This window comes from Streptomyces sp. NPDC007856 (assembly GCF_042868225.1).
Taxonomy (GTDB): Bacteria; Actinomycetota; Actinomycetes; order Streptomycetales; family Streptomycetaceae; genus Streptomyces.
Genome location: NZ_JBIAEC010000025.1, coordinates 49420 through 74311, shown reverse-complemented (window position 1 = coordinate 74311; position 24892 = coordinate 49420). Strand labels below are relative to the sequence as shown.

Here is a 24892-nt window from a genome sequence, read left to right as displayed (position 1 = left end):
GCCGGTCAGGCTACCCCGCGATCATTTGGCCTCGGCCTGCTGCGCTTCCGTCGCCTGCGCCGCCGCGTCGATCGCCGCGAGCGACTTGCGCACCTGGTTACGGTCCGTGGTGTACCAAAAGTCCGGCAGTGACGCCTTGAGATAGCCGCCGTACCGTGCCGTGGCCAGCCGCTGGTCCAGTACGGCGACCACACCCCGGTCCCCCGACGCGCGGACGAGCCGGCCGGCACCCTGGGCCATGAGCAGGGCCGCGTGGGTGGCCGCCACCGCCATGAAGCCGTTGCCGCCCGCGTCCTCCACCGCCTTCTGCCGGGCGCTCATCAGCGGATCGTCGGGACGAGGGAACGGGATCTTGTCCATGACGACGAGCTGACAGCTGGAGCCGGGCACGTCGACGCCCTGCCACAGAGACAGGGTCCCGAACAGGCAGGTCTTCGGGTCGGCCGCGAAGTTCTTGATCAGTTCGCCGAGGGTCTCCTCGCCTTGGAGCAGGATCGGGAACTCGGGAATCCGGGAGCGCAGCTCCTCCGCCGCGAGCTGCGCGGCCCGCATGGACGAGAACAGCCCGAGCGTGCGGCCACCGGCCGCCTGGATGAGTTCGGTCAGCTCGTCGAGCATGTCGGAACGTTCTCCGTCACGCGCGGGGCGCGAGAGATGCCTGGCGACATAGAGGATGCCCTGCCTGCGGTAGTCGAAGGGCGAGCCGACGTCGACGCCCTTCCACTTCGGCAGGTCCTCGCCCTCCACACCCTCGGGGCCGAGGCCCAGGGACGCACCGACGCCGTTGAAGTCGCCGCCCAGCTTGAGGGTCGCAGAGGTGAGGACGACGGCGCGGTCGGCGAAGAGCTTCTCCCTGAGCAGGCCCGAGACCGACATGGGAGCGACCCGCAGGGATGCACCGAAGCGATCGTGCCGTTCGTACCAGACGACGTCCCACTCCGAGCCGTTCAGGACCCGCTCCGCCACGTCGTGCACCGTCTCCACCGAGGCCAGGGCCTGCTTGCGGACGGCGTCCTCGTCCTGCACCGACTTGTCGCGCGTCGCACCGATCGCGGAGATGACCGTCCGGGCGGCGTCCCGCAGCGCCATCAGGGCATAGCCGAGGTCTTCCGGGATCTCCTCCAGACGGGCGGGCAGCGCCAGCTCCATCAGCCGCTCGAAGCCCTCGGCGGCGGTCTGGAGCTGATCGGCCGCCTTCTCGTTCACCAGCTTGGCGGCGCGGCGCACCGCCCGGTTGACCTGGCCGGGCGTGAGCTCGCCGGTCGCGACGCCGGTGACCCGCGAGACGAGCTCGTGCGCCTCGTCCACGATCAGCACCTCGTGCTGCGGCAGCACCGGCGCGCCCTCGATGGCGTCGATGGCGAGCAGCGCGTGGTTGGTGACCACGACCTCGGCGAGCTTGGCGCGCTCGCGGGCCATCTCCGCGAAGCACTCGGCGCCGTAGGCGCACTTCGACGCGCCCAGGCACTCCCGCGACGACACCGACACCTGCGCCCAGGCGCGGTCCGACACGCCCGGGGTGAGGTCGTCCCGGTCGCCCGTCTCCGTCTCGTCGGACCAGTCCCGCAGCCGCAGGAGGTCCTGGCCCAGCTTGCTGGTGGGCGCGGCGGCCTCGAACTGGTCGAAGAGGCCGTCCTCCTCGTCCTGCGGCATGCCCTCGTGCAGGCGGTGCAGGCACAGATAGTTCGACCGGCCCTTGAGCATCGCGAACTCCGGCCGGCGGCGCAGCAGCGGGTGCAGGGCCTCGACCGTGCGCGGCAGGTCGCGTTCCACGAGCTGGCGCTGCAGCGCGAGTGTGGCCGTCGCTACGACCACCCGTTCCCCGTGCGCGAGCGCCGGCACGAGATAGCCGAGCGACTTACCGGTGCCGGTGCCGGCCTGGACCAGCAGGTGGGATCCGTCGTCGATCGCCTCGGCGACCGCTTCGGCCATGGTCACCTGGCCGGGGCGCTCCGTGCCGCCGACAGCGGTGACAGCGGCATGCAGGAGTTCGGGGAGGGAGGGCTTCGTCATAGCCCGACCACCCTACGGCCCGGCACCGACAAACGGGCGATCAAGACGGCGAGGGAGGGCGGGATCACGGCCGGGCTCCTGGTGGAAATTGGCTTCGGAAATTTCTCGGAACGCGGGAACCCCAGCGCCCCGCGCTTCGTACTACAGGTGAGCGCACAGTCACACAGCGCTACAGAACATCGCGCAGGACTCGGTCACGGATCATGAGGGCGGCCCGCTTGCCGGGCAGGTCGACCTCGGCCGCGTACCGGAAGCCGGCGCTCAGGAACGCTGCGACGGAGGGGGTGTTGCGAAGATCGGGTTCCGCTACGACCCGTGCGCAGGCGGGGCGCCGGTCCAGGATCAGGTCGGCTACGGCGCGGAGCAGGACGGATCCCAGTCCCTGCCCTCGATCCGCCGCTCCGCCGACGAGGAGGTGGATCCCGGTGTCATGCGGACGAGCCGGATAGCGGCGGGCCAGCGGATCCAGGTCTGCCCGGTAGATCTCCCAGTAGCTCATCGGTGTGCCGTCCAGCAGGCCCAGACACGGCGTGCTGCGTCCGTCGCCCTCGAGTTGGGCGCGCAGGTGGTCCTCCGTCCGGTTCTGGGGCCCGGCCAGCGCCCAGAATTCCGCGACGGCGGGGTCGTTCATCCAGCGATGGATGAGCTGCAGGTCTTCATCGATACGGACAGGAACCAGTTGGAAGGAGCCGACGCGAGTGACCACCGGGCCCCACGTGGGGAGCTGGTCCAGGAGGTAGGCCGTCCCTCCGGCGAAGAACGCGAGGAACTCGGCGGGCAGATGCAGGTCCAGCGTGTCCTCGCTGTCCCCGTCGTCGTCCTCGATGGCGAACCCGGTGAAGGGGGCCCGCAGGGCACTCATGCTGTCCGCGCGGGGGCCAGGGGCGCCAGGGCCGACGGGGGCTCCCGGACAGGCAGGGCCGGCACCGGGGGCGGCGTTCGCGTCGGTGGGAGGCATGGTGCGCTCCTCTCAGGAGACGAGGTGGGTCATGGTCCTCGGAAGTGCGGAGAGACGGTTCGATTCGCTCAGGAATGAAGGGGGTTGGCGATGGTGACGTAGACGGACTGGGTGTCGACCGGGCCGATGAGTTCGTCGAGGCCGTGCAACCGGGTCAGCAGGTTGGCCTTGCACCGCAGCACGGGCGAATCGAGCAGGCGGCGGGGCAGGGAGGTGCGCAGGGCGTTGGGTCCTGCGGCGACATCGGTGAGGAAACGCCGGAAGGCCGCGAGGAGGAGTCGTTCGTCGGCCAGGCGTTGGGAGCCGAACGCGCCGATCAGGCCGAGCACGTTGTTGATGGCGAGGTAATAGACGAAGCGTTCGTCGGTGACCTCGTCGGAGACGAAGGTGTCGCTGCGCTCACCGATACCGGGCAGCCGGGCATCCAGTTCGGCTCGCCGGGACTCGCGGAAGTAGTAGCCCTGGTTGTCGCGGTAGTAGCCGCCGGCGGGCCACCCGTCGCCGTCGAGCAGAAGCAGGGTGTTCTGCTGGTGGGCTTCGAGGGCGATGCCGGCCTCGCTGTCCAGCCAGAGCACGGGGCGGACGACCTGCTCCAGGTAGCGGAGGAACCACTCCGCGGCAACGGCTCCGACGGACCGCCCGGTGCGTGCGGCGAGCTTCGCCACAAGCTGGGCCAGCCGGGAGCGCATGGGCCGGGCCGGCTGCTGGACGCAGAAGCTGCCTTCGGGTTCGGCAACGGGCCCGGGCGAGACGAGACCGGCGACACAGCCGACGTTGTCGGTCGGGCTGAACGGGTTGTGCCTGATCATCACGTCGAGTCCGGGCACGGGCCGGCCGTCCGGGTCGTCGACGGCGAGCCAGGCGGGGTCGCGGACGATGTCGAAGCCGGGGTGTACGGCCTGCCACTGCTTGAACAGGCCGGTGCGCAGCAGTCGGTGCACCTCGACTCCCCGATGGAGTTCCTTGCGCAGGTTCTCCCGGCGGGAGTTGGTGATGCGCAGTCCCAGCGACAGCTTGAGCATCGCGGGGGCGCCGGATCGGTGGACCGTGCGCACCGAGGACGTGGGATGCCAGTAAGCGCCGAGGGGACCGAGGTCGCGGAGGAGACCGGAGTCGAGCAGGGCGGCGATGGGTTCGCGATGGCGCAGCTCGCGGGCCTGCCACGGGTGCAGCGGGAGGGCGGCGTGGCCGTCGGGCAGGAGGAGGTCGGTTGCGGCGAGGCGCCGGGTGAGATGGTCGGCGGGGACGGGGCGACCGCGCTCGGTCCAGGCCGAGTCGGTCGCGAGGAGGGAGGGGGCGACAGCCATCCAGTGAAGGGGGAAGGAGCCACGCAGCTCCGGTGAGTAGAGGCGGGCTTCTGCCTCGGTCAGACCTTCCCGGCTCTTGGGTGTCGGGTGCAGGGGGTGTCCGAGGAGGAGCGCCTGCTCTGCGGAGAGGAAGAGGTCGGGCGCGTCGGTGGGCTGCTCGCGCCGGTCGCGGATGAAGGTCGCGGTGCGGCGGAGGGAGTCGGCCACCCTGGCCACGAGATCGCCGTCGTCGTGGAGGCAGGCCGCATTGGAGTCCGGGGCGCGGGAGGTACTGCCCGTGTCTCCGGCTGTCTCCCGGGCGAGCAGCGCCGCCAGGGTGACGGCGTCGACGGCCGGGGCGGCCTCGGGGGCGCTGGTCAGGCGTGGTGGACCGAAGCGGTGCGAGCCGGTGGGCGACCAGTAGCGGACCGGCACGAGCAGAGAGATGCCGCTGGCCGGAAGCGGGAGGCGGAGGGTCCCACTGGTGGGGGCGGCGAGGCTGGTCTCGCGTACCCAGCACCGCAGCAGGTTCTCCACGGCGGCGGCCTGGGCCGCGATATGCGGGTCGGGATGGTCCAGCAGGTCGGCGCCGGGCTCGGTCACACGGGTGAGATCCGCGGTGCGCCGCTTCTGCTGGGGAACCGACTCGGCGAGCGGCACGGGAGCGACCGGGGTGGCGGGGTCTCCCTGGTCGTCGGGAGCGCCGGAGCTGCCGTCGGGAGTGGGAGTGGCGTTCATGACGGCTCCTCGTGGCTGGCTGGGGTGGTGCTGGGCTCGTGCCGTCGCTCGAGCACCGTTCTCCCGGCCGATGGTTGCCTCGGCGGCGCCGACGGTCGGCTCGGCCGTGTCGAAGGGCCGGGTCGGCGGGGAGAGCGGGCGTGGGCGAGAGGGCTGGGGGTGTGTCATGGGAGCCCGTTTCGGCCTGAGCGTCCTTGGAAGGAGATGCAGTTGGATGAGCAAGGTCGGTGTTCGTGAGGCTGGTGCCGGCTTCGAGGGCCGGGCGGTGTGGGTGTGGCTCTCAGCCCGCGCGTTGGCCAGGGCCGTGGTGTCCGCCGTGGTGTGGGCCGTGAGGGCCGTGTGGGCCGTGCTCTTCTTGACTGCGGGCGACCGCGGCCACCGCGTCCGACAGCCGGTCCAGAACGGCCGCCGCCTGCTCCTCGCTGATCGTGAGCGGGGGAAGCAGGCGGACCACGGCCGAGTGGCGGCCGCCGAGTTCGACGATCAAGCCGCGCTGGAGGCACTCCCGCTGTACTGCCACGGCGAGTTCGGGCGCCGCCGGATACGGGGTGTGGGAGGGCTCCAGACCCGTGGCCGCGGGGCTGTGGTCGAGGGGCTCGGACCCGGCGCGCGCCGGGTCCACCAGCTCGACCCCGATCATCAGTCCACGCCCCCGCACCTCGCCCACACACGCGAACGTGTCGGCGAGTTCGCCGAGTTGGTTCAGCATGCGGGAGCCGAGGTCGGCCGCGCGTTCGGCGAGGCCGTTCTCTCGGACATAGGTGAGGGTGGCGGTGCCCGCGGCCATGGCGAGCTGATTGCCCCGAAAGGTTCCGGCGTGGGCGCCGGGTTGCCAGACGTCGAGATCGTCGCGGTAGACGATCACGGCCAGTGGGAGGCTGCCGCCGATGGCCTTGGACAGGACCATCACGTCAGGGGTGACGCCGCTGTGCTCCACGGCCCAGAAGGCGCCCGTCCTGCCCACTCCGGTCTGGATCTCGTCGGCGATCAGTGGGATGGAGCGGTCCGCCGTGAGCCGGCGCATACGGCGCAGCCAGTCGTCCGGGCCGGGAATCACTCCGCCTTCGCCCTGGACGGGTTCGAGGATCATCCCGGCGGGCAGGGGCACGCCCGACTTGGGGTCGTCCAGGAGGGACTCGGTCCAGCGAGCGGCGAGTTCGGCGCCGCGCGCTCCGCCGACGCCGAAGGGGCAGCGGTAGTCCTGCGGATAGGGCAGACGGGCGACCTGGACGTCCGGGGCTCCGCCGGAGGCGGCCAGGGCGCCGGCGGTCATGCCGTGGTAGGCGCCGGTGAAGGCGAGGATGCCGGTGCGGCCGGTCGCGGCCCGGACCAGTTTGAGGGCGGCCTCGACGGCGTCGGTACCGGCCGGACCGCAGAACTGGACGCGGGCGCGGTCGGCGAGGCCGGGCGGGAGGGTGCGGAACAGCTCGGTGATGAAGGCGTCCTTCACGGGGGTCGCCAGGTCGAGGACGGAGAGGGGAGCGCCGGAGTCGAGGACCCTGCGGATGGCTTCCAGTACGACCGGATGGTTGTGGCCGAGGGCGAGCGTTCCGGCGCCCGAGAGACAGTCCAGATAGCGGCGGCCGTCGGCGCCCTCGATGGTGAGCCCTCGGGCCCGGACCGGGACGATGGGCAGGGCCCGGGCATAGGTGCGGGCGGAGGACTCACGCGCCGACTGGCGTCTGAGGATCCCCTCGTGCACAGCACGCTCTTCCCCGTGCATCCCTGCAGCCATCGACTCCGTAACGGCCACGGCTCGCTGTCCTCCCCGCTGTCCAGAGGCGAGTTGATCCTCGGGGACCGGAGACAGGCAGCTGGCCCCCCACCCCTACAACCGTGGACCGTTCGGCGGGTTACGGGTTTACGCAAGATCATTGCCACGACGGGACGACGGCATGGACAGCAATCCGGAAGGCCGTACCGCCGAGTGGACGTCACATCGGGCAATCCAGGGATGGTTGTCCTGGTCAGACGGCTTGTGGCCGAACCGTTGCCGTTCCGTCGGAAGTCCCCCACAGCCAGCGCATAGTGTGTGATGCCGTTCCTAGACGGTCGTGAGACCGGCATGAACTCCCCACGAGTTCGCGGCCGGTGGCACGGCCGAAGCGCCGAGTACCTTCACAGCAGGGGGAGTCACAGCATGCGATCCATACGGCCGTCGTTCACTGTTCGGCGAGGGAGGGGCGCGCGCCGTACCTCCCCCGCGCTGGCGGCGGTCGCCCTCGCCTCCACGCTGGCGCTGACCGCCACTGCCTGCAACGGCGACGACAAGGCCGACGACAAGCCGACCGCCTCGGCGACCGCGGACGGCATCGGCGACGGCAAGATCAGGATCCCGGACGACCTCAAGCAGAGGCTCAAGGAGCACGGGATCGACATCGACAAGTGGAAGAACGGCGCCTGGAAGAACTGGAACAAGGAAGACTGGCTGCGCGAGGCCAACGACTTCATCAACCCGATCATCAAGGGCCTGTGGGATCCCAACCGGATGCGCCACGCCAACGACCCGAACAAGGGTGTCAACGACAACGACATCTCCGGTGACCAGGGCGTGACGGACCCGACCCCGCAGCCCGTGAAGGCCCAGGCGGTCACGCCGCCGTACCACACCAACGCGGCCGCCTCGGGCAAGGTGTTCTTCGACTCCCCCCAGGGCCACATGGTGTGCTCGGGCACGGTCGTGGAGGACCCCGCGCACCCGGGCAAGTCCAACCTCGTCTGGACAGCGGGGCACTGTGTGCACGCCGGCAAGAACGGCGGCTGGTACCGCAACATGGCCTTCGTGCCGTCGTACAACAACTCCGGCGAGTCGGTCGCTCAGCTGCAGAACGCCAGCCGGTCCGAGGTCGCCCCGTACGGTGTCTGGTGGGCCGATGCGGCGCGGACCTCGCAGCAGTGGATCGACCAGGGCGGCGAGACCGGCGGCAACGGTGCCCCGTACGACTTCGCGGTGATCCATGTGACGCCCGAGCAGGGCAACGGCGGCAAGTCGCTGGAGGAGACCGTCGGCGGGGCGCTGCCGGTGAACTTCAACGCTCCCGCGGTGCCGAAGGTCGACGGCATCACGGCGTCGGGCTACCCGGAGGCGGCTCCGTTCGACGGTCAGCTGCTCTACCAGTGCAAGGACAAGCCGGGCCGGCTCTCCATCGACCAGTCGGCTCCGACGATGTACCGCATCGGCTGCACGATGACCGCGGGCTCCTCCGGCGGTGGCTGGGTGGAGACCGGTTCCGACGGTAAGCCGGCGCTGGTGTCCAACACCTCGATCGGTCCGGTGACGTCGGGCTGGCTCGCCGGGCCGCGGCTGGGGTCGGTGGCCAAGGGCGTGTATGAGGCGGTCAGCAAGAAGTTTGCCGGGCAGTAACGGCGGTTGACTTCGCCATCTCGCGGCTGAAGAGGCGCGAAAGGCCCGCCCCCCGAAAGGGGAGCGGGCCTTTCGCATGGCCTTGGATCAGGACGCGGAGACCGGTGCGTACGGCGCCAGGTCCGCCGCCAGTTCCTCGTGCACCCGGACCTTGAGCAGGGTGCCCTCCGCGGTGTGCTCCTCGGAGATCACCTCGCCCTCGGTGTGGGCGCGGGCGACGAGCTTGCCGTGGGTGTACGGCACGAGCGCCTCGATCTCCACCGAGGGGCGGGGCAGCTCGTTGTCGATCAGGCCGAGCAGTTCCTCGATGCCCCGGCCGGTGCGGGCCGAGACGGCGATGGAGCGCTTCTCGACCCTGAGCAGCCGCTGGAGGACCAGCGGGTCCGCTGCGTCCGCCTTGTTGATCACGACGATCTCGGGCACGTCGGTGGCGCCGACGTCCCGGATCACCTCGCGCACGGCGGCGAGCTGCTCCTCCGGGTTCGGGTGCGAGCCGTCCACCACGTGCAGGATCAGGTCGGAGTCGCCGACCTCCTCCATGGTGGAGCGGAACGCCTCGACCAGGTGGTGCGGCAGGTGACGGACGAATCCGACGGTGTCCGCCAGGGTGTACAGCCGGCCAGTGGGGGTCTCGGCCCGGCGGACGGTCGGGTCCAGGGTCGCGAACAGCGCGTTCTCGACCAGGACGCCGGCGCCCGTGAGGCGGTTGAGCAGGGAGGACTTGCCGGCGTTGGTGTAGCCCGCGATGGCGACGGACGGCACCTTGTTGCGCCGGCGCTCCTGGCGCTTGATCTCGCGCCCGGTCTTCATGTCCGCGATCTCCCGGCGCATCTTCGCCATCTTCTCGCGGATCCGTCGCCGGTCCGTCTCGATCTTGGTCTCACCGGGGCCACGCGTGGCGAGGCCGCCGCGACCGCCACCCATCTGCCGGGACAGCGACTGACCCCAGCCACGGAGCCTGGGCAGCATGTACTGCATCTGCGCGAGAGCCACCTGCGCCTTGCCCTCTCGGGACTTGGCGTGCTGGGCGAAGATGTCCAGGATCAGGGCCGTACGGTCGATGACCTTGACCTTGACGACGTCCTCCAGCTGGATCAGCTGGCCCGGGCTCAGCTCACCGTCGCAGATGACCGTGTCGGCGCCCGATTCGAGGACGATGTCGCGCAGCTCCTGGGCCTTGCCGGAGCCGATGTAGGTGGCCGCGTCCGGCTTGTCGCGGCGCTGGATCACACCGTCGAGCACGAGCGCGCCCGCGGTCTCCGCGAGGGCGGCAAGCTCCGCGAGGGAGTTGTCGGCGTCCTGAGCGGTGCCGGTGGTCCACACCCCTACGAGCACGACCCGCTCCAGGCGGAGCTGCCGGTACTCGACCTCGGTGACGTCCTCCAGCTCGGTGGACAGGCCCGCCACACGGCGCAGCGCCGCGCGCTCGGAGCGGTCGAACTGGTCGCCGTCCCGCTCGCCGTCGATCTCGTAGCTCCAGGCGTCGTCCTCTTCCATCAGGGCATCGGCCCGAAGACCCTCGGGATAGGCGTACGCGAGGCGCTTGGTGTCCTGGGAAGGGGAAGAAGAGGAGGTCATTGGATCCTTACGTCGATGGGAAGCCGTTACGGCGTCGGTGGCCGGTCCCGCTGGACCGGCTCTGTGTCGTCAACGCACGAATACCCCGGGAGATTCCCGTTGTCCCGTCTCGCGCCGACCCGAAGATGGTCGCACGAGGCGGCCCGTCTCGTCACCGTGTTATCGCGCGCTCCGCGGTGCCTCGGGCCCGGCGGTCCCGGTCGGTGAAAGCTGCTTCCATTCCGGGTGGCCGGGCATCGGCGGGGTCTTCTCACCGTACAGCCAGTCCTTGAGGAAGCCGCTCAGGTCGCGGCCGGAGACCGCCGAGGCCAGCTGGACGAAGTCGGCTGTGGTGGCGGTGGAGTCCCGGTGTTCGAGGACCCAGATCCGTTCCAGCCGCTCGAAGGCCGGTCGGCCGATCTTCTGGCGCAGGGCGTAGAGGACCAGCGCGGCGCCGTCGTACACGCTGGGGCGGAAGATGCCGATCTTCTGGCCGGGGGCGGGGACCTTGGGCCGGGCGGGCGGGCCGCCGGCCTCGCGCCAGCGGTCGGAGGCGCTGTACGCGGCCTTCATCCGCTTCTCCATGGGCCGGTGCGCGGTTTCCTCGGCGTACAGCTGCTCGTACCAGGTGGCGTGCCCCTCGTTCAGCCAGACGTCGGACCAGGTGGCGGGGCTGACGCTGTCGCCGAACCACTGGTGGGACAGCTCGTGCACCATGACCGACTCGATGTACCACTTGGGGTAGGCGGGCTCGGTGAACAGGTTCTTCTCGAAGAGGGAGAGGGTCTGTGTCTCCAGTTCGAACCCGGTGGAGGCCTGTGCCATGAGCACGCCGTACGTCTCGAAGGGGAACGTGCCGACCTTGCTCTCCAGCCAGGCGATCTGGCCGGGCGTCTTGGCGAGCCACGGTTCGAGGGCCTTGGCGTCGGAGCTGGGCACGACGTCGCGCATCGGCAGGCCGTGCGGTCCCTCACGGTGCAGCACGGCGGAACGGCCGATGGACACCTGGGCGAGTTCGGTGGCCATGGGGTGCTGGGTGCGGTAGGTCCAGGTGGTGGCGCGGCCTACCCGGTCGGCTCCGGCGGGCAGCCCGTTGGCCACGGCCGTGTAGCCGTTCGGGGCGGTGATGTGGAAGGTGAACATCGCCTTGTCGGACGGGTGGTCGTTGCACGGGAAGACCTGGTGGGCGGCGTCGGCCTGGTTGGCCATGACAAGGCCGTCGGAGGTGCGCACCCAGCCGCCGTCCTGGTCCTTGGCGTAGACGGGATCGCTGGTGTGCTTCACCGTGATCCGGGTCCAGCTGCCCTCCGCGATGCCGTGGTCCGGGGTGACGACCAGGTCCTCGCCGGCGCTGGCGAAGGCCGCGGGACGCCCGTCGACCTCGACGGACTGCACGGTGCCGTGCGTGAAGTCGAGGTTGATCCGGTCCAGGTCGGCGGTGGTCCAGGCGTCGATGCTGGTGACGGCCTGGAGCGGCTTGTCGTTGGTACCGGGATAGGTGAAGGACAGGTCGTACGACGCCACGTCGTAGCCCGGGTTGCCCAGGTCCGGGTAGAGCCGGTCGCCGATGCCGAGGGGCTCGGCCGGGCCCGTGGCGGCGAGGAGACAGACGGAGACGGCTGAGGCGAGCAGGGCCGCCTTCCGGTGCCGCAAGACCCGGGGCCGGGTCCGGGAGTGGGGTCGGGATCCGGTCCCGGGCTGGGTCCGTGACTCGGAGCAGGCACGAGGGCCGACGCGGGGGGTGAGCAGCATGCCCCACCGCTACCAGTGCCTGCCCGCGCTACGACGGCGACTCGCACCCGGCCCACCCGATCGGGTTCGGTCGGGAGGGCCTTCTGATCCAAGCGCGGCAGCCCTCAGGAGCCCGGGGCCTGATGCTGGGCGCGGGACACGTCGTACACGCCCGGGACGTCCCGCATGGCGCGCATCAGGGCCGGGAGGGCGGCCGCGTCGGGGAGCAGGAGGGTGTACGTGTGCCGTACCCGCTGCTGGCTGGGCGGCTCCACGGTCGCCGAGACGATGTCGGCGCCCGTCGAGGAGATCGCCTCGGTGAGGTCGGCGAGCAGATGGGGGCGACCGAACGATTCAGCGACCAGGGTGACCCGGCACTCGGTGGTGTCCCCCCAGCGCACGCCGATCTCCGCGCGCCCCCTGCCCTTCATATGCGCCACCGCGGCGCACTCCACCCGGTGCACGGTCACCACTCCCCCGCGCACCGCGAAGCCGGTGATCTCGTCGGGCGGCACGGGCGTACAGCACCGGGCGAGCCGTACGGAGGCCCCCGGCCGGTCCACGAGGACGTCGGCGCCGCGGGACCGGGTCGCGGGAGTGCCCTCGGCCGGGGCCACGTCCGCCGGGCGGGACGCGGCGGTGCTCGGGGCCGCATCGGCGTGCCGTGCGGGGGCGGTGCCCTCGGCGGTTTCGGCGCGGGTGCCGGTCATGTCCTCCGCGCCGGTGCCGCCGCCGGGGTGCGTCGCCAGCCAGCGCTGGATGGCGATGCGGGCGGCCGGGGTGTGGGCGTGCTCCAGCCATTCCCGGGAGGGCTCGGAGGCCGGGTCCTGGCCCATGAGGAGCTGGACGGTGTCGCCGTCCTTCAGGACGGTGCTGAGGGTGGCCAGACGGCCGTTGACACGGGCGCCGATGCAGGCGTGCGCGTCCTCGCCGTACTGGGCGTACGCGGCGTCCACGCAGGTGGCGCCCTCGGGCAGGCCGAGCGTGCCGCCGTCGGGGCGGAAGACGGTGATCTCGCGGTCCTGGGCGAGGTCCTCGCGCAGCGTGGACCAGAAGGTGTCGGGGTCGGGGGCGGCCTGCTGCCAGTCGAGGAGCCGGGAGAGCCAGCCGGGACGGGTGGGGTCGGCGCGCTCACCGTCGGCGGGGGCGTCGACGGCGGGGGCGGGGGCGTACGGGTTGCCGAGGGCGACGACGCCGGCCTCGGCGACCTTGTGCATCTGGTGGGTGCGGATGAGGACTTCGACGACCTGGGCGGCGATAGGGGTCCCCCCGGGCGAGTCGGTTCGGGCCTGGGGGCGGGCGACGGCCGTGTGCAGTGACTGGTACAGGTTGAACTTCGGTACGGCGATGAAGTCCTTGAACTCCGAGACGACCGGCGTCATGCACGTGTGCAGTTCGCCGAGGACGGCGTAACAGTCGGCGTCCTCGTTCACCAGCACGAGCAGGCGGCCGAAGTCGGTGCCGCGCAGCTGTCCGCGTTTGCGGGCCACGCGGTGGACGGAGACGAAGTGCCGCGGGCGGATGAGGACTTCGGCCTGGATGCCGGCCTCGCGCAGCACGCCGCGCATCTCGTCGGCGACCTCGGCGAGCGGGTCGTCGGGGCGCGCGGCGTTCTCGGCGATGAGCTCGCGTGTGTGCTCGTACTCCTCGGGGTGCAGGATGGCGAAGACCAGGTCCTCCATCTCGGTCTTCAGGGCCTGCACGCCGAGGCGTTCGGCGAGCGGGATGAGGACGTCGCGGGTGACCTTGGCGATCCGCGCCTGCTTCTCCGGGCGCATCACGCCGAGGGTGCGCATATTGTGCAGGCGGTCGGCGAGTTTGATCGACATCACGCGCACGTCACTGCCGGTGGCGACGAGCATCTTGCGGAAGGTCTCCGGCTCGGCGGCGGCTCCGTAGTCGACCTTCTCCAGTTTCGTGACGCCGTCGACGAGATAACGAACCTCCTCGCCGAACTGTTCCCGCACCTGGTCGAGCGTCACATCGGTGTCCTCGACGGTGTCGTGGAGCAGGGAGGCCGTCAAGGTCGTGGTCTCGGCGCCGAGTTCGGCGAGGATCAGGGTCACGGCGAGCGGGTGGGTGATGTATGGTTCACCGCTCTTGCGCATCTGGCCGCGGTGCGAGGACTCCGCGAGGACGTAGGCGCGGCGCAGCGGGTCGAGGTCCGCGTCGGGGTGATGGGCGCGGTGCGCCTCCACGACATGGCTGATGGCGTCGGGCAGTTTGCCGCGCACGGCGGGGCCGAGCAGCGCGGCCCGGCCGAGCCTGCGCAGGTCGATCCGGGGCCGGGACTTCCTGCGGTCCGCCCTGGGCACCGCGGGGGCGGTGGCTGCCGCGGACGCGGTGGGCGCTACCGGGCCAGGGGTCGCAGGGTTCGTGGCCTCCGCACTCATGGGCACCTCCGGCTCGTGGACCGGCGGACGGAGGCCCCAGGGCGTACGCGGCTCAGGGATGGCGACGTTCCCCCGTCCGTGCCGGTGCTTGATGCTATCGAGCCCACCACGCCCGACCGACCGCCTCTCGCCGAGCGTGAAACGGATCACCCATTCGAGCGATGAAAAGGAGGTTTAGGGTTTGCGCCAACTGCCTTGGTCTCGGCCGCCGTTTCCAACGCCCCGGGGCACCGGAAACCGCTGATCCGGAAGCCGCGGGGCGTCCCCCACGCGGTCACGCCGCATCAGCGAAGGGCGTTTTCCAGCCATTCACCGTCGATCTCGCCCTCGGCGACGATCACGGCGGGTCCGGTCATCTCGATCTCACCGTCGGGCCGCTCGGTGATGACCAGACGACCGCCGGGCAGGTCGACGGTGTACGTGGCCGGGGTCCCGGTGACGGCCGGGTCGGCCCCGTCGCGCCGGGCGGCGGCGACGGCGACGGCGCACGCACCCGTGCCGCACGAGCGGGTCTCGCCGGAGCCACGCTCGTGCACGCGCATGGCGACGTGGCCGGGGCCTCGGTCGACGACGAACTCGACGTTGACCCCGTCGGGGTAGGCGGCGGCCGGGCTGAACGGCGGCGGGTCGTACAGGGTGCCGGCCTGTGCGAGGTCGTCGACGAAGGCGACCGCGTGCGGGTTGCCCATGTTCACGTTGCGGGCGGGCCAGCTGTGCTCGCCGACGCTCACCGTGACCTCGCCCTCCGGCAGGCGGGCGCGGCCCATGCCGACGGTGATGTCACCGTCCTTCGCGATGTGGACCGTCTTCACGCCCGCGCGCGTGGCGATCGCAAGATCGCCCTCGCCCACGTGTCCGGCGTGCTGGAGGTAGCGCGCGAACACACGGACTCCGTTGCCGCACATCTCGGCGACCGAGCCGTCGCCGTTGCGGTAGTCCATGAACCACTCGGCCTCGGCCCCCATCGCCCGGGCCTCCGGGTGCGCGGCGGAGCGCACCACGTGCAGCACCCCGTCGCCGCCGATGCCGGCCCGGCGGTCGCACAGGGCGGCGACGGCGGCCGGGCTCAGGTCGAGGGCGTTCTCCGGGTCCGGGACGATCACGAAGTCGTTCTCGGTGCCGTGGCCCTTGAGGAAGGGGATCCGCGTGCGCGTGCTCATTCCTCGATCGTAAAGGACGGCAGCGGTCCCACTGCGGACCGGTTGTTCAGCGCAGCCTTGCCACGCGCCAGACCGCGAGGACCACGACCACGGCCACCAGGAGGACGTATCCGAGTACGACCCGCCAGTCCGGGCGCTGGTCCGAGCCGCGTGGCGGGAGGCCGGGCATGGTGTAGCCCACGCGGCGGGCGGCCATCATGCCCCAGCCGGCGGCGCAGGAGCAGATCAGCAGGCCGAGCATGGCGATGACGGCGCCGCTGTCGCCGAAGTCGAAGGCGAGCGGGAAGGCGAACATCAGGGAGCCGACGGCGGACAGTCCCACGATGGGAGCGAGCTGCCAGAGGCGGAGCCTGCGCTGCGGGCGCAGCTCGACCTCCACCTCCGGACCGCCCGGGTACATCTCCTCGGGCGCCGGCCCGTCGTCGGTCACACCGTCCGGCGTCTCGTCGGGACCGTCGTCGGTCAGCCGGTCCGCGGTGAGCCGGTCTTCCGTGAGCCGGGGGTCGACGAGCCGGTCGTCGGTGAGGCGGTCGTCGGTGAGGCGGTCGTCGGTGAGGCGGGCCTCCGCCGGCCGGCCTTCGGCCTCCGCCGGCAGGTCCCCGGTCCGACGGGCCTCGGGCAGCCGGTGGCCGGCCGGGCGGTCTCCGTTCAGACGCTCTTCGGTCAGACGGTCCTCGGCCGGGCAGTCGTCGGTCAGACGGCCGCCCGGGGCCGGTTCGTCACCCGCAGTGGTGACGTGCTCGGCGCTCTGTGCGGTGTCGCGAGGGCCGGCCTCCATCGCCACGCGCCCTCCCAACTAGGCTCCACTTGGTCGATCGAAGCTCGATGATGGCACGGCACCGAAGGCCTCGATGACCGGCGGCGCATCCCGATGCCATGACGTGATCAGGCTGTAACCGGTCGTTCGACCAACGCCAGGGCCTGGTGCGGAAGTTCCCCGCGGTCGGCCGCGGCCCCACTCAACCAGTGCACCCGGGGATCGCGCCTGAACCACGAATCCTGACGGCGCGCGAAGCGCTTGGTCGCGCGTACGGTCTCGGCCCGGGCTTCCGCTTCGGTGCACTCTCCGGCGAGCGCCGCGAGCACCTGCTGGTAACCCAGCGCACGCGACGCCGTGCGCCCCTCGCGCAACCCCTCCGCCTCCAGGACGCGCACCTCGTCGACGAGGCCCGCCTCCCACATCCGGTCGACACGGCGCGCGATGCGCTCGTCGAGCTCCGGACGGGCGACGTCGACTCCGATCTGGACGGTGTCGTACACGGAGTCGTGACCCGGCAGATTGGCGGTGAAGGGCCGGCCGGTGATCTCGATCACTTCCAGCGCCCGGACGATACGGCGGCCGTTGCTCGGCAGGATCGCGCGGCCGGCCTCCGGGTCGGCGGCGGCCAGCCGGGCGTGCAGCGCACCCGAGCCGCGCAGGGCCAGCTCCTCCTCCAGGCGGGCGCGGACCTCGGGGTCGGTACCGGGGAACTCCAGGTTGTCGACGGCCCCCCGGACGTACAGGCCGGAGCCGCCGACCAGGATCGGCCAGCGGCCCTCGGCGAGCAGTGCGTCGATCCGGGCGCGGGCCAGTTTCTGGTACTCGGCGACGGAGGCGGTGACCGTCACGTCCCAGATGTCCAGCAGGTGGTGCGGGATGCCGCCGCGCTCCTCGGGCGTCAGCTTGGCGGTGCCGATGTCCATCCCTCGGTACAGCTGCATGGAGTCCGCGTTGACGACCTCCCCGCCGAGCTGTTGGGCCAGGAAAACACCGAGATCGGACTTTCCGGCCGCGGTGGGTCCGACGACGGCGATGACACGGGGGGCGGAGGGTGCACTGCTCACCGCACCAGTCTCGCAAACCTCCAGGCCGCGCCTCGAACGAGTTACGTGACGGGTGGGATTCCGGGTCGTTGCCCGTGGCGGATACCGCCATCCGGATCACCGGAGGCGGTGACCGGGGCGGCGCAACCGTACGCACCGGGTAACGCGGGAATTCGCCCGCACGAGTACCGTATGGAGTGGATATGGGCGTTTTTGCTCGATTCTTCGGAAGGTCGAAGACGACTCCGGAGACCTCGGCCGCCGAGGCACCGGCCGGTGCGGAGCCGGAAGGAGCCGAGGCGGAGGAAGCGCAGTCGGCGGAGGCCGAGGCGGCCGGGTCGGCGGAGGCGACGGGGTCGGCCGGGGGCGAGAGCGAGGACGCGGCGACGCGGTCGGACGCCGCCGCGGACGACGCGTCCGACGGCTCCGGCATCCCCAGGCAGCAGTCCGCCGAGGAGGCCGCCGACAACGAGTCCGGCGAGGGCGCCCGCAGGTAACTGCCCCGCGAGGGAAGGTGGACCATGGGTCTGTTGGACAACATGAAGGCCAAGCTCGGCCCGGCCAGGGACAAGGTGTCGGACCTCGCGCGACAGCACGGGGACAAGGTTCAGCACGGTATCGACAAGGCCGCGAAGGCCGTGGACGACCGGACCAAGCACAAGTACAGCGAGAAGATCCACGCGGGCACGGGCAAGGCCAAGCACGCGGTCGACCGACTCGCGCACAAGGAAGGTCACGGTCCGGAGCGGGCCGGCGGCACTCCGACGACCCCCACCCGGCCCACCCCGCCGGAGGGCCCGCCACCGGCTTCCTGAGCCTCCTGGACGGCGGCACACGAGCCTGCCGGACGGCATACGGCCGTACCGCAGGCGGATCGGCGGACGGTCGTGGAGCACAGCGGCTCCCGGCCGTCCGCAGGTTTCGCGTGCGCCGGGGTTTCCGGGACCGGGTGGCCACCGAGCCGCGCTAGGACCAGGTGGCCACCATGTATCCCACGCCGTACGGCGCGTCCTCGTACAGGAGTGCGCCGCTGAGGTCGGCGCCCTCGGCGGCGCCGGCCAGGACCTGCCAGGGCGCCCGGCCGGAGGCCTTCAGTTCGTGTGCCAGCTCGGCGTCCAGCGCCTGGACGGCCGCCACGTCCGCCGCGCCCAGCGCCCTGGCTACCTCCGCGTCGAAGGGTGCCGCCCGCTCGTCCAGGTAACCCGGCGCCTTGACCGTGCGGCACGCGCTGGCGTCTCCCATCACCAGCAGCGCCACGCGTCCGGCCCTGGCGCCGATCTCCCTTCCGGCTTCGACGCACCGCTCGGGCGCGAGCGATTCCCCGACACCGAGTCCCTCGATCGGGGCATCCGCCCAGCCGGTCCGCTCCAGCAGCCAGGCGCCGACGGCCAGCGACGGCGGCAGCTCGCGCTCGGAGACGTCCGCCTCGGCGGGGCCCAGGCGGACCTCCACGTCGACCCCGAAGCCGCGGAAGGACCCCCGAGTGCCCTGCGGAAACGATCCGCGCCCGCTCTGCTCGGCGGGCCCGACGACCACCAGGAGGTCCGGGCGGGAAGCGGCGAGCACACCCAGGGCGTCGGCGCAGGCCGCGCGCGCGGCATCCATCTCGTGCGCGGCGCCCACGGCCACCTCGGGCACGATCAGCGGAGGGCAGGGACAGACTGCGGCGGCGACAAGCATGATCGGCAGGGTACGCCGTACGCCAGCCGCCGGCCGAGTCGGTCCTCGATGAGCACGTCGGTCAGGTCGATCTCTGTCGTGACGGGCCCTCAGTCGCAGCCGCAGCCGCTTGCCGTGGCGACCGGCAGCGGCTCCGGCACCCCGATCCTCGGCAGGCCCAGCATGACGCCGACCGGCTTGGCGGCCTCGGCGGCGTTGCGCTTCTCCCAGGCGTCCCCCGCGCGCGTGCGGCGCACGGAGAGGACGGGGCCCTCGGCGAGGAGGTGGTGCGGGGCGGCGTACGTCACCTCGATCGTGACCACGTCACCGGGGCGGACCTCCTGCTCCGGTTTGGTGAAGTGGACGAGGCGGTTGTCGGGGGCGCGGCCGGAGAGCCGGTGCGTGGCGCCGTCCTTGCGCCCCTCGCCCTCGGCCACCATCAGCTCCAGCGTGCGACCGACCTGCTTCTTGTTCTCCTCCCAGGAGATCTCCTCCTGGAGGGCGACCAGCCGCTCGTAGCGCGCCTGGACGACCTCCTTGGGGATCTGGTTCTCCATGGTCGCGGCCGGGGTGCCGGGCCGCTTGGAGTACTGGAAGGTGAAGGCCTGCGCGAAGCGCGCCTCACGGACCACGTGCAGGGTCTGCTCGAAGTCCTCCTCGGTCTCGCCGGGGAAGCCCACGATGATGTCGGTGGTGATCGCGGCGTGCGGGATGGCGGCCCGCACCTTCTCGATGATCCCCAGGTAACGCTCCTGCCGGTAGGAGCGGCGCATCGCCTTCAGCACGGTGTCCGAGCCGGACTGCAGCGGCATGTGCAGCTGCGGCATCACGTTCGGCGTCTCGGCCATGGCGGCGATGACGTCGTCGGTGAAGTCACGGGGATGCGGGGAGGTGAAGCGGACCCGCTCCAGGCCCTCGATGTTCCCGCAGGCGCGCAGCAGCTTGCTGAAGGCCTCGCGGTCGCCGATGTCGGAGCCGTACGCGTTGACGTTCTGGCCCAGCAGCGTGATCTCGGAGACACCCTCGGCGACCAGCGCCTCCACCTCGGCGAGGATGTCGCCGGGCCGGCGGTCCTTCTCCTTGCCGCGCAGCGCCGGGACGATACAGAAGGTGCAGGTGTTGTTGCAGCCGACGGAGATCGACACCCAGGCCGCGTAGGCGCTCTCGCGCCGGGTCGGCAGGGTGGACGGGAAGGCCTCCAGCGACTCGGCGATCTCGACCTGCGCCTCCTCCTGCACGCGGGCGCGCTCCAGCAGGACCGGCAGCTTGCCGATGTTGTGCGTACCGAAGACGACGTCCACCCAGGGCGCCTTCTTCACGATGGTGTCGCGGTCCTTCTGCGCGAGGCAGCCGCCGACCGCGATCTGCATGCCGGGCCGCGAGGCCTTCTTCGGCGCGAGCCTGCCGAGGTTGCCGTACAGCCGGTTGTCGGCGTTCTCCCGTACGGCGCAGGTGTTGAACACGACCACGTCCGCGTCCCCGTCCGACCCCTCGGGGGCCCGCACATACCCGGCGTCTTCGAGCAGGCCGGCCAACCGCTCGGAATCGTGGACGTTCATCTGGCACCCGTAGGTGCGCACTTCATACGTCTTGGGTGCTTGAACGTCCACTGCGGGGCTCCGGTCGCTGCTGCTGGTCATGCGTAAAGGGTAGGCCGTCCCCGGAGAACCCCGCCCCGGGCTCCGTCGCGGTGGCCCGGGACGAGAAGACCGGCTGTCCCTATGGGCGGCTGCACTCCGACTCTGCCGATAACCGCCCCACGGGGCGGTGGATCAGGGCTCGGCGCCTCTGACAGGATGTGTCCATGATCCCGTCGTCACCGGTGCCCCCGGTCGTTCCCGCAGGTCGGATGGCCCAGCTCCAGCAGCCGGTGCTCGGTCTGCCCCACGGCCTGGAGCTGCGGCCGTGGCACGTCGACGACGCCGGTGTCCTGGTGGCCGCCGGCCAGGATCCGGCCATACGGAAGTGGAACCGCCTGGAGGTGGGGTCACCGGAGGGCGCGCGCCGGAGGATCGAGCGGATGCACCGGCGCTGGCAGACCGAGGAGGCCGCGATCTGGGCCATCGCCCGGGCGGACGGCGGCGAGGCCCTGGGCCTGATCGGATGGGGGGACATCGACCTCGCCGACGGCAACGCCGAGATCCTCTACTGGATCCTGCCCGCCGCACGAGGCGGCGGTGTCGTCGCCGAAGCGACCCGGGTCGTCAGCCGGTGGGCCCTCGACGAGCTGGGCCTGCACCGGCTCCGCCTGTGCCACTCGACCGCGAATCCCGCGTCCTGCCGCGTGGCGGAGAAGGCCGGCTACTCCTACGAGGGCACCCAGCGCAGCGCGCTGCTGCACGAGGACGGATGGCACGACGAGCATCTGCACGCCCTGGTGCAGGGAGACATCTGAGACCGTCAGCGGTCGTCGCCCGCGCGGGCAGGTTGAAGCACGGGCGCCATGCCGCTCAGCGTCGTACACGGTTGAAGGGCGCCGGCGGCGCGGCTCGGGCCACCCCGTGTCGGCTCGGGAGGCGGCCTTCGCTACGACGGCGGCGTCCCCTCGCCCTGCGCGGCCTGCAGGTCGGCGAGGAGTTCGGCCTGGCCGGCGAGCACGCCGGAGAGGATCGTACGGGCCACGCGCAGCAGTTCGGTGACGTGCGGGCTGGTGAGCGAGTAGTACACGGTCGAGCCCTCCTTGCGGGTCTTGACCAGGTTGGCCCGCCGCAGCACGGCGAGTTGCTGCGAGAGGTGCGCGGGCTCGATGCCCACCTCGGGCAGCATCTCCGCGACCGCGTGCTCGCGCTCGCTCAACAGCTCCAGGACCCGGATGCGGGCCGGGTGACCGAGCGTCTTGAAGAACTCGGCCTTCAGCTGGTACAGCGGCGTACTCACCTGGCCGTCCCCTCCCCGGTGCAGCGGCACGGCCCCGCCGGCCGGGCCTCGGCGCATCGCATCCACCCACTCGTCACGAACATGCGGCCCATCCTCGCCTGCGGACGCGGCCAAGCCGAATCCGCAGGCGAGGACGAGGACCGCGGACGCGCAACCGCCCGGGACGTCGTGCGGGCGGCCGGCACGGCGAGGTGTCGGGTCAGGCCTTCTTGACCACGCTGGACTTGAGCTGCATGGCGCCGAACCCGTCGACCCTGCAGTCGATGTCGTGGCCGTCCACACCGTCGACGAGGCGGATGTTGCGCACCTTGGTACCCGCCTTGATCCCGGTGGGGCTGCCCTTGACCTTGAGCGTCCTGACCACCGTCACGTTGTCACCGTCGGCGAGCACATTGCCCACCGCGTCCCTGATCACCTTGGCCCCGGCATCACCTGCGGACTCCGCGGACGGCGACCATTCGTGGCCGCACTCGGGGCAGACCAGGAGCGTACCCATCTCGTAGGTGTACGCACCGGAGCATTCGGGGCAGGGGGCAAGGTTGTCACTCATGGCACAAGGGTCTTTCCGTCAGTGAGCGGGTGAGCGGGTGTGCGGGTCGGGCAGGGGTCAGGCGGGCCGGCCGTCGGTGCGCCATGCCTGCTGCCCCTCCTCGGGGACCGATGGGTGCCGGGCATCGGCGGCGAGGGCGGCGGCCAGGTCGCAGTGGACGCGGATCCGGGCAGTCGCCGGTCGGGACCAGCGAGCCGCCGACGGGGATGGCGGCCGGTTCCAGGCCACGACCCGCCCCGGCGAGGCGGCGTGCGGCCTCGGTGATGGCCAGCCGGCCCTCGGCGGACCGGCTGAGCAGCGCGGTCAGGTCGAGGATGACCGGTCCGGTGCCGCGGGCGACCACCCAGCCGACCGCGCCACCGAAGCGACGGACCGCCTCCCGGCCCAGATGTCCGGCGACGGAGAGGATGCCGAGATCCTGCTCGATGGTGCAGCGCCCCTCGATGGTCATGGGGGTGAACTTCTTTGCGGTGCGGCCCGTCGGGGTCAGAGGGGGAGGGTGATCCAGATGCTCTTGCCCCGCCCGTCGGCGTCCGCGCGGACCACCGCGGTGGCGCCGAGCTCCCGGGTCAGCTCCGGGTCTCCGGGCCGGAGACCTCGACCATGCGGAGGGGACCGGGGAGAGTGCTCATCGCAGGGCTTCCTCGCTGGAGGTTCGGGGCTTGTGGTGGGGAGGTGCGGGCAGGAGTCCGGCGAGTTCCAGGTAGTCGCACGCGCCTCGGATCGCCTCCGGGGTGGTGGCGTATTCCCGGCCGTCGTGCCGCAGCAGCTCCAGCGCGCCGACGGAGTCCAGGACCTGGTGCTGGCCAGGGCGTATACCGGAGGCCAGGACGAGGATGCCGCGCCGTGTCAGCTTCTCCACCGCGTCCTTGAGGACCAGCGCCCCGGTGGCGTCCATGGTCGACACCCGCGACATGCGCAGGATGACCACCCGGACGTCGGCCACATCGGTCAGCTCCAGCAGGAAGCGGTGCGCGGCGGCGAAGAACAGCGGCCCGTCGATGCGGTACGCGACGATGTGCTCGGCCAGCAGGGCGTGCTCCTCGGCGCTGTGGTCGCCCCGGTCGAGGGGCACCTGGTCGAAGCGGGCCTGCTTGGCCACGGCGCGCAGGGCCAGGGCGCCCGCCACGACCAAGCCGATGATCACGGCGTAGACGAGGTCCAGGACGAGGGTCGCCGCGGCGGTGAGGACGAGAATCAGCGCGTCCGAGCGGGTCGCCTTCGCCATCGCCCACAGCGAGCCGACCTCGACCATGCGGATCGCGGTGGCCAGCAGTACCCCGGCCAGGGCGGCCAGCGGGATCTTCGAGACAAGGGGCGCCGCCGCGAAGACGATCACCGCGAGGACCGCGGCGTGGGTGAGGGCGGCCAGCCGGGAGCCCGCGCCGGTGCGGACATTGACCGCGGTACGGGCGATCGCACCGGTAGCGGGGACGCCGCCGAAGAGCGGAGCGGCGATATTGGCGAGGCCCTGCCCGAACAGCTCCCGGTCCGGGTCGTGTTTCTGCCCCACCGTCATCCCGTCCGCGACCGAGGCGGACAGCAGTGACTCCAGGGCCGCGAGCGCCGCCACGGCCACGGCCGGGCCGAGCAGGGTGCCGAGCGAACCGAGGTCCAGGAAACCGAGGGACGGCGCGGGCAGCCCGGACGGCAGGTCGCCGATCGGCTTCGCCGCGTCCAGCCGCGCGCACTGGGACACGACGGTCGCCGCGATGACCGCGAGGATGGAGAACGGGACGGTCGGCCACCGGCGGGCGCCGATCAGCATGACCACGGCCACCGCCCCGGCGAATCCGACCGCCGTCCAGTTCGGATGCCGCGCGAACGCTTCGACGGCCCGCCAGGTCACCACCAGCACCCGGTCACCCTCGGGCTTGGGCACGCCGAGCGCGTTCGGGACCTGTTGGAGCCCGATCACGCAGGCGATGCCGAGAGTGAAGCCCTCGACCACGGGTGCGGGCACGTATTGCATGTACGTGCCGGCCCGCAGCGCGGCCAACGCCACAAGCATGAGGCCCGCCATCAGCCCGACGGTCAGTACGCCGGTCGGCCCGTACTTGCCGACGATCGGCACCAGCACCACGGTCATGGCTCCGGTGGGCCCGGACACCTGGAGGTTGGACCCGCCGAACAGCGCGGCGAGCGCGCCGGCGACCACGGCGGTCGCCAGTCCCGCCTCGGCGCCGAGACCGGAGGAGACGCCGAAGCCGAGCGCGAGCGGCAGAGCCACGATCGCCACGGTGAGACCGGCCAGCAGGTCCCGCCGGGGGGCGCGGCGCATGTCCGCCAGGTCGGCGCGGGCGGGCAGGAGTGCGGTGAGCCGGGCCTTCGCCCCGCTGATCCCCGAAGTCATCGCGCGGCGACCTCGGCGTCCCGCAGCTCGGCCAGCAGTTCGCTGCGGCCGGCGAGCATCTCGGTCAGGATCCGGCGCGCGGCCTTCATCAGGTCGGCGACGTCCCCTCCGGCCAGCTCGTAGACGACGGTCGATCCCTCCCGGGCGGCGGTGACGATCCCGGACCGGCGCAGCACCGCCAGCTGCTGGGACAGGCCCGAGGGTTCCACCTCGATGGCGGCCAGCAGGTCCCGCACCGGCCGCGGTCCGTCCTGCAGCAGTTCCAGCACCCGTATCCGTACGGGATGCCCCAGCATCCGGAAGAACTCGGCCTTGGCCTGGTACAGCGGAACGGACACGAGCCCTCGGCTTCCCCACGACGCGGCCCGCCTCGGAGCGGACACAGTCGACAAAGCATCTAACCAATTGCGAAATTTTGCAATTTCGCATGTGCTGCTCACGGAAGCCGAC

Annotated in this window: 21 protein-coding genes and 1 pseudogene; 4 read left to right on the top strand and 18 right to left on the bottom strand. The window is 71.5% G+C overall.

Going from position 1 to position 24892, the window contains the following annotated elements; genetic code table 11:
• Positions 1–21: 21 nt before the first annotated feature.
• From ACFYOH_RS38940 to ACFYOH_RS38925, 4 genes are all read right to left on the bottom strand, one after another.
• A complete protein-coding gene (locus ACFYOH_RS38940; RefSeq protein ID WP_388635737.1) occupies positions 22–2013 on the bottom strand; it encodes an ATP-dependent DNA helicase in 1992 nt (663 codons plus the stop codon).
• 169 nt (positions 2014–2182) lie between these two features.
• Positions 2183–2971, bottom strand: a complete 789-nt coding sequence (locus ACFYOH_RS38935; protein WP_388635735.1) for a GNAT family N-acetyltransferase — start codon at positions 2969–2971, stop codon at positions 2183–2185.
• A 68-nt stretch (positions 2972–3039) separates the two neighbouring features.
• Positions 3040–4995 (bottom strand): IucA/IucC family protein, encoded by a 1956-nt coding sequence (locus tag ACFYOH_RS38930; protein ID WP_388635733.1) that lies wholly within the window; start codon positions 4993–4995, stop codon positions 3040–3042.
• Positions 4996–5275: 280 nt separating this feature from the next.
• Complete coding sequence (locus tag ACFYOH_RS38925) at positions 5276–6730, bottom strand: diaminobutyrate--2-oxoglutarate transaminase family protein (protein WP_388635768.1); 1455 nt, start codon at positions 6728–6730, stop codon at positions 5276–5278.
• Positions 6731–7135: 405 nt separating this feature from the next.
• Between ACFYOH_RS38925 and ACFYOH_RS38920 the strand changes: the two genes are divergently transcribed.
• Positions 7136–8359, top strand: coding sequence for a trypsin-like serine peptidase (locus ACFYOH_RS38920; protein WP_388635731.1), 1224 nt, complete (start codon positions 7136–7138; stop codon positions 8357–8359).
• Between the two features lie 87 nt (positions 8360–8446).
• Here ACFYOH_RS38920 and hflX read toward each other — a convergent pair whose 3' ends face one another.
• The 6 genes from hflX to miaA all read right to left on the bottom strand — a co-directional run bounded on the left by hflX (position 8447) and on the right by miaA (position 17024).
• Positions 8447–9937 carry a GTPase HflX gene (hflX, locus tag ACFYOH_RS38915; RefSeq protein WP_388635729.1) on the bottom strand — a complete coding sequence of 497 codons (1491 nt, stop codon included), beginning with the start codon at positions 9935–9937 and terminating at the stop codon, positions 8447–8449.
• A gap of 159 nt (positions 9938–10096) precedes the next feature.
• Positions 10097–11668 carry a M1 family metallopeptidase gene (locus ACFYOH_RS38910; RefSeq protein ID WP_388635727.1) on the bottom strand — a complete coding sequence of 524 codons (1572 nt, stop codon included), beginning with the start codon at positions 11666–11668 and terminating at the stop codon, positions 10097–10099.
• Positions 11669–11772: 104 nt separating this feature from the next.
• Positions 11773–14040, bottom strand: coding sequence for a RelA/SpoT family protein (locus ACFYOH_RS38905; RefSeq protein ID WP_388635725.1), 2268 nt, complete (start codon positions 14038–14040; stop codon positions 11773–11775).
• Between the two features lie 284 nt (positions 14041–14324).
• Positions 14325–15200, bottom strand: a complete 876-nt coding sequence (gene dapF / locus ACFYOH_RS38900; RefSeq protein ID WP_388635723.1) for a diaminopimelate epimerase — start codon at positions 15198–15200, stop codon at positions 14325–14327.
• Positions 15201–15246: 46 nt separating this feature from the next.
• Positions 15247–15795, bottom strand: coding sequence for a hypothetical protein (locus ACFYOH_RS38895; RefSeq protein ID WP_388635766.1), 549 nt, complete (start codon positions 15793–15795; stop codon positions 15247–15249).
• 290 nt (positions 15796–16085) lie between these two features.
• The gene (gene miaA / locus ACFYOH_RS38890) at positions 16086–17024 is read right to left on the bottom strand and encodes a tRNA (adenosine(37)-N6)-dimethylallyltransferase MiaA (RefSeq protein ID WP_388635721.1); all 939 of its coding nucleotides are present in this window, start codon (positions 17022–17024) and stop codon (positions 16086–16088) included.
• 182 nt (positions 17025–17206) lie between these two features.
• Between miaA and ACFYOH_RS38885 the strand changes: the two genes are divergently transcribed.
• Together ACFYOH_RS38885 and ACFYOH_RS38880 are read left to right on the top strand one after the other, a co-directional pair.
• Positions 17207–17500 carry a hypothetical protein gene (locus ACFYOH_RS38885; RefSeq protein WP_388635719.1) on the top strand — a complete coding sequence of 98 codons (294 nt, stop codon included), beginning with the start codon at positions 17207–17209 and terminating at the stop codon, positions 17498–17500.
• A 24-nt stretch (positions 17501–17524) separates the two neighbouring features.
• Positions 17525–17818 (top strand): antitoxin, encoded by a 294-nt coding sequence (locus tag ACFYOH_RS38880; protein ID WP_388635717.1) that lies wholly within the window; start codon positions 17525–17527, stop codon positions 17816–17818.
• 151 nt (positions 17819–17969) lie between these two features.
• Here ACFYOH_RS38880 and ACFYOH_RS38875 read toward each other — a convergent pair whose 3' ends face one another.
• Together ACFYOH_RS38875 and miaB are read right to left on the bottom strand one after the other, a co-directional pair.
• Complete coding sequence (locus ACFYOH_RS38875; protein WP_388635715.1) at positions 17970–18683, bottom strand: class III extradiol dioxygenase subunit B-like domain-containing protein; 714 nt, start codon at positions 18681–18683, stop codon at positions 17970–17972.
• Between the two features lie 89 nt (positions 18684–18772).
• A complete protein-coding gene (gene miaB, locus ACFYOH_RS38870; protein WP_388635713.1) occupies positions 18773–20302 on the bottom strand; it encodes a tRNA (N6-isopentenyl adenosine(37)-C2)-methylthiotransferase MiaB in 1530 nt (509 codons plus the stop codon).
• A 164-nt stretch (positions 20303–20466) separates the two neighbouring features.
• Here miaB and ACFYOH_RS38865 point away from each other — a divergent pair, with 164 nt between their 5' ends.
• Positions 20467–21057 carry a GNAT family N-acetyltransferase gene (locus ACFYOH_RS38865; RefSeq protein WP_388635711.1) on the top strand — a complete coding sequence of 197 codons (591 nt, stop codon included), beginning with the start codon at positions 20467–20469 and terminating at the stop codon, positions 21055–21057.
• Positions 21058–21188: 131 nt separating this feature from the next.
• Here ACFYOH_RS38865 and ACFYOH_RS38860 read toward each other — a convergent pair whose 3' ends face one another.
• From ACFYOH_RS38860 to ACFYOH_RS38835, 6 genes and pseudogenes are all read right to left on the bottom strand, one after another.
• A complete protein-coding gene (locus ACFYOH_RS38860; RefSeq protein ID WP_388635709.1) occupies positions 21189–21539 on the bottom strand; it encodes an ArsR/SmtB family transcription factor in 351 nt (116 codons plus the stop codon).
• 199 nt (positions 21540–21738) lie between these two features.
• On the bottom strand, positions 21739–22089 hold the full coding sequence (locus ACFYOH_RS38855; RefSeq protein WP_388635707.1) for a zinc ribbon domain-containing protein YjdM: 351 nt from the start codon (positions 22087–22089) through the stop codon (positions 21739–21741).
• Positions 22082–22540 (bottom strand): anti-sigma factor antagonist, encoded by a 459-nt coding sequence (locus tag ACFYOH_RS38850; protein ID WP_388635705.1) that lies wholly within the window; start codon positions 22538–22540, stop codon positions 22082–22084. The genes ACFYOH_RS38855 and ACFYOH_RS38850 overlap by 8 nt, the downstream gene beginning before the upstream one ends.
• Before the next feature lie 35 nt (positions 22541–22575).
• A pseudogene (locus ACFYOH_RS38845) lies at positions 22576–22665 on the bottom strand (ATP-binding protein); the annotation flags it as partial.
• A gap of 52 nt (positions 22666–22717) precedes the next feature.
• Positions 22718–24442: a SulP family inorganic anion transporter gene (locus ACFYOH_RS38840; protein WP_388635703.1), complete on the bottom strand. Its 1725-nt coding sequence runs from the start codon at positions 24440–24442 to the stop codon at positions 22718–22720.
• Positions 24439–24780, bottom strand: coding sequence for an ArsR/SmtB family transcription factor (locus ACFYOH_RS38835; RefSeq protein WP_388635701.1), 342 nt, complete (start codon positions 24778–24780; stop codon positions 24439–24441). Before ACFYOH_RS38835 ends, ACFYOH_RS38840 begins: the two co-directional genes overlap by 4 nt.
• Between the last annotated feature and the right edge of the window lie 112 nt (positions 24781–24892).

Coding starts and splice junctions, on each gene's coding strand:
- ACFYOH_RS38940 (WP_388635737.1), bottom strand. CDS start 2,013: ATGACGAAGCCCTCCCTCCCCGAACTCCTGCATGCCGCTGTCACCGCT.
- ACFYOH_RS38935 (WP_388635735.1), bottom strand. CDS start 2,971: ATGCCTCCCACCGACGCGAACGCCGCCCCCGGTGCCGGCCCTGCCTGT.
- ACFYOH_RS38930 (WP_388635733.1), bottom strand. CDS start 4,995: ATGAACGCCACTCCCACTCCCGACGGCAGCTCCGGCGCTCCCGACGAC.
- ACFYOH_RS38925 (WP_388635768.1), bottom strand. CDS start 6,730: ATGGCTGCAGGGATGCACGGGGAAGAGCGTGCTGTGCACGAGGGGATC.
- ACFYOH_RS38920 (WP_388635731.1), top strand. CDS start 7,136: ATGCGATCCATACGGCCGTCGTTCACTGTTCGGCGAGGGAGGGGCGCG.
- hflX (WP_388635729.1), bottom strand. CDS start 9,937: ATGACCTCCTCTTCTTCCCCTTCCCAGGACACCAAGCGCCTCGCGTAC.
- ACFYOH_RS38910 (WP_388635727.1), bottom strand. CDS start 11,668: ATGCTGCTCACCCCCCGCGTCGGCCCTCGTGCCTGCTCCGAGTCACGG.
- ACFYOH_RS38905 (WP_388635725.1), bottom strand. CDS start 14,040: ATGAGTGCGGAGGCCACGAACCCTGCGACCCCTGGCCCGGTAGCGCCC.
- dapF (WP_388635723.1), bottom strand. CDS start 15,200: ATGAGCACGCGCACGCGGATCCCCTTCCTCAAGGGCCACGGCACCGAG.
- ACFYOH_RS38885 (WP_388635719.1), top strand. CDS start 17,207: ATGGGCGTTTTTGCTCGATTCTTCGGAAGGTCGAAGACGACTCCGGAG.
- ACFYOH_RS38880 (WP_388635717.1), top strand. CDS start 17,525: ATGGGTCTGTTGGACAACATGAAGGCCAAGCTCGGCCCGGCCAGGGAC.
- ACFYOH_RS38875 (WP_388635715.1), bottom strand. CDS start 18,683: ATGCTTGTCGCCGCCGCAGTCTGTCCCTGCCCTCCGCTGATCGTGCCC.
- miaB (WP_388635713.1), bottom strand. CDS start 20,302: ATGACCAGCAGCAGCGACCGGAGCCCCGCAGTGGACGTTCAAGCACCC.
- ACFYOH_RS38865 (WP_388635711.1), top strand. CDS start 20,467: ATGATCCCGTCGTCACCGGTGCCCCCGGTCGTTCCCGCAGGTCGGATG.
- ACFYOH_RS38855 (WP_388635707.1), bottom strand. CDS start 22,089: ATGAGTGACAACCTTGCCCCCTGCCCCGAATGCTCCGGTGCGTACACC.
- ACFYOH_RS38850 (WP_388635705.1), bottom strand. CDS start 22,540: ATGACCATCGAGGGGCGCTGCACCATCGAGCAGGATCTCGGCATCCTC.
- ACFYOH_RS38840 (WP_388635703.1), bottom strand. CDS start 24,442: ATGACTTCGGGGATCAGCGGGGCGAAGGCCCGGCTCACCGCACTCCTG.